General features: G+C 40.5%; 2 protein-coding genes and 2 pseudogenes. 1 reads left to right on the forward strand and 3 read right to left on the reverse strand.

Features of this window, described 5'->3' with window-relative positions; translation table 11 throughout:
* Positions 1–274: 274 nt before the first annotated feature.
* Positions 275–1840 (forward strand): B12-binding domain-containing radical SAM protein, encoded by a 1566-nt coding sequence (locus tag IM322_RS10710; RefSeq protein WP_287676298.1) that lies wholly within the window; start codon positions 275–277, stop codon positions 1838–1840.
* A gap of 304 nt (positions 1841–2144) precedes the next feature.
* Here the strand turns inward: IM322_RS10710 and IM322_RS10715 are convergent, their stop codons facing one another.
* From IM322_RS10715 to IM322_RS10730, 3 genes and pseudogenes are all read right to left on the reverse strand, one after another.
* Positions 2145–3581: an SAM-dependent methyltransferase gene (locus IM322_RS10715; protein WP_287676299.1), complete on the reverse strand. Its 1437-nt coding sequence runs from the start codon at positions 3579–3581 to the stop codon at positions 2145–2147.
* A gap of 2 nt (positions 3582–3583) precedes the next feature.
* Positions 3584–4243: pseudogene (locus IM322_RS23700) on the reverse strand (type II restriction-modification system restriction endonuclease).
* Positions 4244–4372: 129 nt separating this feature from the next.
* Positions 4373–4789: pseudogene (locus IM322_RS10730) on the reverse strand (glycosyltransferase); the annotation flags it as partial.
* Positions 4790–4929: the final 140 nt, after the last annotated feature.

A 4929-nucleotide genomic window follows, 5' to 3' on the forward strand; every position in this document is an offset into this window, starting at 1 on the left:
AGTTCGGGGTTTGTTAGGCCATAATGACTGGCAAAACCAGAGATTCGGTCGCCTTGTGCAGGTCAAAGCCTGAGTTGCCCATCGAATTTTAGACCTAACTCCTCGGAATTTGAGAACTCTATCAACATGCGATTACCCTGGAAAAAATTGCGGTTTTTTCACAATTTATTTAGAACTAATTTATTAGTAAAAAAAGATGTTAAAACAGTCTTGATCAACTTGGGCTTTGTGGCTAGTATGTAAAGCATCTAGCTTCTTCATTGGAGACACCTGAATGAAAGCCCTATTACTGTGGCCGCTGATGCCCAACTCCTTTTGGTCCTATCAAGAGACTTTAGATCTAGCCGGCTTGAGATCAACCAATCCGCCTCTAGGTTTAATTACGGTGGCGGCCCTGTTGCCATCGGATTGGGAAATCCGGTTTGTTGATCGCAATGTCCGATTGGAAACGGCTTCGGATTGGGAGTGGTGCGATTTGGTAATCATCTCCGCGATGATTATTCAGAAAAAGGACTTTCAAGAATTGATTGCCAAAGGGTTGCAGTTGGGTAAAAAAGTGGCTGTGGGTGGGCCTTACCCCACCTCCTATCCAGAAGTTGCCCAAAAAGCTGGGGCAGATTACCTGATTCTGGATGAAGGAGAACTGACAATCCCTCTGTTCCTGGCGGCCCTGGAGCGGGGTGAACCGAGTGGTGTCTTTAGAGCCAGTGAGAAACCAGATGTAACCATGACACCGATCGCCCGCTATGATCTGCTAGATCTGGATGCCTATCTGGCGATTACCGTGCAGTTTTCTCGCGGTTGCCCCTTTCAATGCGAATTTTGTGACATCATCAACCTCTATGGCCGCAAACCTCGCACCAAAACCCCAGAACAAATGTTGGCTGAGTTGGAGACGTTATATCAACTGGGCTGGAGGCGCTACATTTTTGTTGTGGATGACAACTTCATTGGCAATAAGCGGAATGCCAAGGTGTTTCTGCGGGAGTTGATCCCCTGGATGGAACAACACCAGTATCCCTTTAAACTGATTACGGAAGCTTCCCTTAATCTGGCCGAAGACAGTGAACTGATCGAGTTAATGGTCAAGGCCGGCTTTATGCTGGTGTTTATGGGGATTGAGACACCAGATACCGATAGCTTAATGGGCATTAACAAGGTTCAAAACACCCGCCAATCCCTGATCGAATCCTGTCACAAAATTACCCGCATGGGGCTGCAGATTATGTCTGGCTTCATTATCGGTTTTGACAATGAGAAACCTGGCGCAGGGCAGCGGATCAAAGATTTTATTATGGAGGCGAGTATTCCCCAGGGGCAGTTTAGCCTGCTCCAGGCACTGCAAAATACCGCCCTGTGGAATCGCCTGCAACGGGAAGGTCGTCTGGTGGATGGCATGGGCACTTTCCATCAGGGAGCCATGATGAACTTTGAGCCAACTCGCCCGGTGGAAGAGATTACCGAAGAATACATCGACGCTTTCTGGGAAATCTACGATCCTGTTAACTACCTGAAACGAACCTTCAACCATTTCATGATGATGGGGGGATGGCGCGGCAAATCGAACCGTAAATTAGATGGGCAACAGTGGCAATTGTTCCGTTCCTTGCTCTGGCGGCAGGGGATTGTCCGACCGACGCGGTTCCGTTTCTGGTGGCAACTGGCGGTGATTGCCTGGGTCAAACCCCGTCTGCTAGAAGAGTATCTAGCGACCCTAGGGATAGGTGAGCATTTTTTTGCCTATCGCTATGAAGTAAGAGAACAATTACTAAAACAACTAGCCGATTTGAAGCAACAGAAAGCAAGGGTAGCCCAGCTGGAAAAAACGCTCAAAAACTAGACAATATCGCCGACGAACAGTCATTTATCCCTAAACAGCGCTCTTGAATCCTACCCCAAAGTAGAGCAACAAAAAGCGAGTGGGGTTGTTTGACTGTCCAGTCATACTAAATCCGTTGAGTATAGGCTACTTATGAGGACAGGCAAAAGGCACTCATGCAAAAGGCAAAAGTGGAAATAAATAATTAGTCTTTAATAACCAGAATAACCAGATTTAGTATTATTGACTCCTGTGTGTGATGAAAACCCGATCATAAAATATCTCCTAGTATGGGTGATTAACACGGCTAAAATTCAAGCTTATATTATAACACCTTCTCGGCTAAAACTGATAAATTTAAACTATTTAAAATACGGGTTTTTATCGGTCTTTTTTCATCCCAAAATATCAAGGAGGAATAAAATTCTCTGCCTAGGGAAGAATTGAGAAGCTGTAAGGTTTTTTGAGCGGTATCTAAATCATCGAAGCTTAGGAAGTAAACAGTATCATCGAAAATAACCGGTTGATTTTGATAGGGTAATATCAGGTTAAAATTCAGTTTTTTATAAAGTCCAGAAATGGCGATTTTAAAAGGTGAGAAGCTGTAAAAACCCACACCAAATATACAAAAGTCTGGCTGATTTTGATAAACTTTGCTCTTTCTATCCAGAAAATAATTTTTATGATTAACTAAATATTGCCAAGTTTTTGGGGCTAGATACCGTATATTTTCTGTAGATTCACCGATAAACTTCTGAGTTACCAAAATGTATTTATTGATAACCTTTAGGCGATTTTGTGCTACATCTGAACCTTTAAGGAGAGGATAAAGATAGGTGGGTTCAAGATCAACGACTTCCTTTAAACCATTGACAAAAATTCCATTAACCAACTGCAATTCCATGACTTTTGAACAATCATGTTTAATCCCTGAACGCCATTTTTCTTGAGGATGCCGATGATATAAATATTCTAATCTAGTAAAAGTATTTAAATCTCTGACTAGGATATTATTTTGATAACCAATGCGCTGAAATTCCCCTTCCTCAAAACTATTGAAAACATCACAAAAATAATTTTCTGAATGAGAATCAAATTGACAAAACAGAAGACAAGCATCTACATTAGCTTGAAAATATTTTTGGGTATTGATCGGATAAATTGCCGAGTAAACGAGATTAATTTTGTGAGTATAGAGATAGTTTAAAATTTTTCTAGATACGGCCGTTTTACAGATAATTGCCAGATAAGCTGAACGTCGATCAAGACATTCGATGAGCTTAATTAACATCCACTCTGAAATATCAAAATTACTTTTTCCCGTGATGGCATCTAAACCGTGATAGCCTTGAAAATTGCTTTTTTGAGGTAAATTTTTTCCGTTAATAAGTCCTTGTTTTGAGTTGGTTATCCAAGGCAGATTACCCAAGAATAAAATATTTTCTGTCCATGGTTGAGTTAGAGAATACCAGTCACAATCAAAAAAATTCTTCTGTTCAACTTGTATTCTTTGATCTTGGGATATTTGCCGATCTTGATTAATCTGAGTGATATAATCAGGATTAATTTCAAAGCCAAGGATTTTTTCAGTTTGTTTAAAGGTAAGTGATGCCGCTTTTAAAAAGTTACCTATACCACAAGTTGGCTCAATAATAACATCGGGTTTAACATGAATTTGCCATAATTTTTGACAAATCTTTTCGGTTAACTCCGGGGGAGTTTGAAAGTCTCCATATTCAATTTTAACCTGAGAAGCTTGCATGACTAATTCTCTCTATAAATGGCTATTAATCCTTCTTCTTGACCGGCAAAATCGATTACCCTAGTATATTGTAATCTCCATTGTAAGGCATTAGAAATAGTTAAAAAACCTTGCCCTGGGGAATGAACAAGAATTTCATCAGCTATATTGGCTGCTTCCATTTCATCAACAGGTAAGTTTTTATCTAATATAAAAGCGATTAAATCATCTTTGTTTCCCTGATTGTTTAAGATATTGCGGATACCACGAGTCATCGGTCAATCGGCTGTTCTTTCGGCACTGACAAAAATTGTCCTGATAATTTTTAAACTGGCAGTACGATTTAGGGTATCATCTAACTTTTGATAAACAAAAATAATTAAGGAATATCCCAAGCCAAAAATTTTTTGTCTTGCGGATTTAAAAGGACAAGATGATTGAGGTTGTTTGATGCTTGTTACTTTGATATCTACTAACAAATCAGGAAAATCAATCCCACTGGCTGAATTACCGTCAAGAAAATTATATTTTTCTTTGAGATATAGTTTAAACTTTTGTTCTAAGTAAGTTCCGATCGCTTTACCATCTGTAACACCGTAGAGTGAAGATTCTTGATGTTGAGATTCCAAAGCTGAGAAGACAGCTGCCTCCTCACATAACAATTCTTGGTTCAATCTTGCCATAGATAATACAGGGTTTAAATCAACTCTAGCAGAAAAATTTCCGTAGTTGATCCCGAACCCTTCTGGGATAACCCGATAGAAAAGTTTATGCTAGGCTAGATTTAACCGGACTAAACCAAGAGAGCCTATTTATTTTTGACTGCGAGCAAAAATTTCTTCAAACCAATTAATAGCCCGATTTGCTAAAGCTTCCAGGGAATATTTTTGCTCGACTATTTTACGACAAAAAGATCGATCGATCCGGTCTAAATTTTTAATTCCTGTAACTAATCCCTCGATACTATCGGGTTCAACTAAAAAACCAGTTTTTCCATCTTCGATAATTTCTACTGGACCACCACGACGATAGGCAACTACGGGAACACCACAGGCTAAAGCTTCAATAGCCACGTTACCAAAAGCCTCAACCCAGCGCGGGGTCATCAACAGGCCAAAACAGTCGCCTAGCTCTTTTTGTAGGCTCTCGGTGGGCAAAAACCCGCGATAATCGACTAAATCGAAACTATAGGTATCCTGTAAATTTTGCCAGTAGAGAGGATCGGAAATTTGACATCCTCACCGCCGTAAACGGACGGTGATTCCCAAACCTCACGATTTAGGTTTCTGCTTCTTTCCCTTGCGGGGTTCCGCACCTGCCTTAACAGAGTAAATCTGTTCTGGTCTTATGGTCGCTCTACAGACTGACA

Origin of the sequence: Microcystis sp. M109S1 (assembly GCF_020247025.1) — a bacterium.
In the GTDB taxonomy this organism is placed as follows: Bacteria; Cyanobacteriota; Cyanobacteriia; order Cyanobacteriales; family Microcystaceae; genus Microcystis.

Bases quoted from the DNA above. Each gene is read 5' to 3' on its own strand.
- IM322_RS10715 (WP_287676299.1), bottom strand. From the start codon at position 3,581: ATGCAAGCTTCTCAGGTTAAAATTGAATATGGAGACTTTCAAACTCCC.
- IM322_RS10710 (WP_287676298.1), top strand. From the start codon at position 275: ATGAAAGCCCTATTACTGTGGCCGCTGATGCCCAACTCCTTTTGGTCC.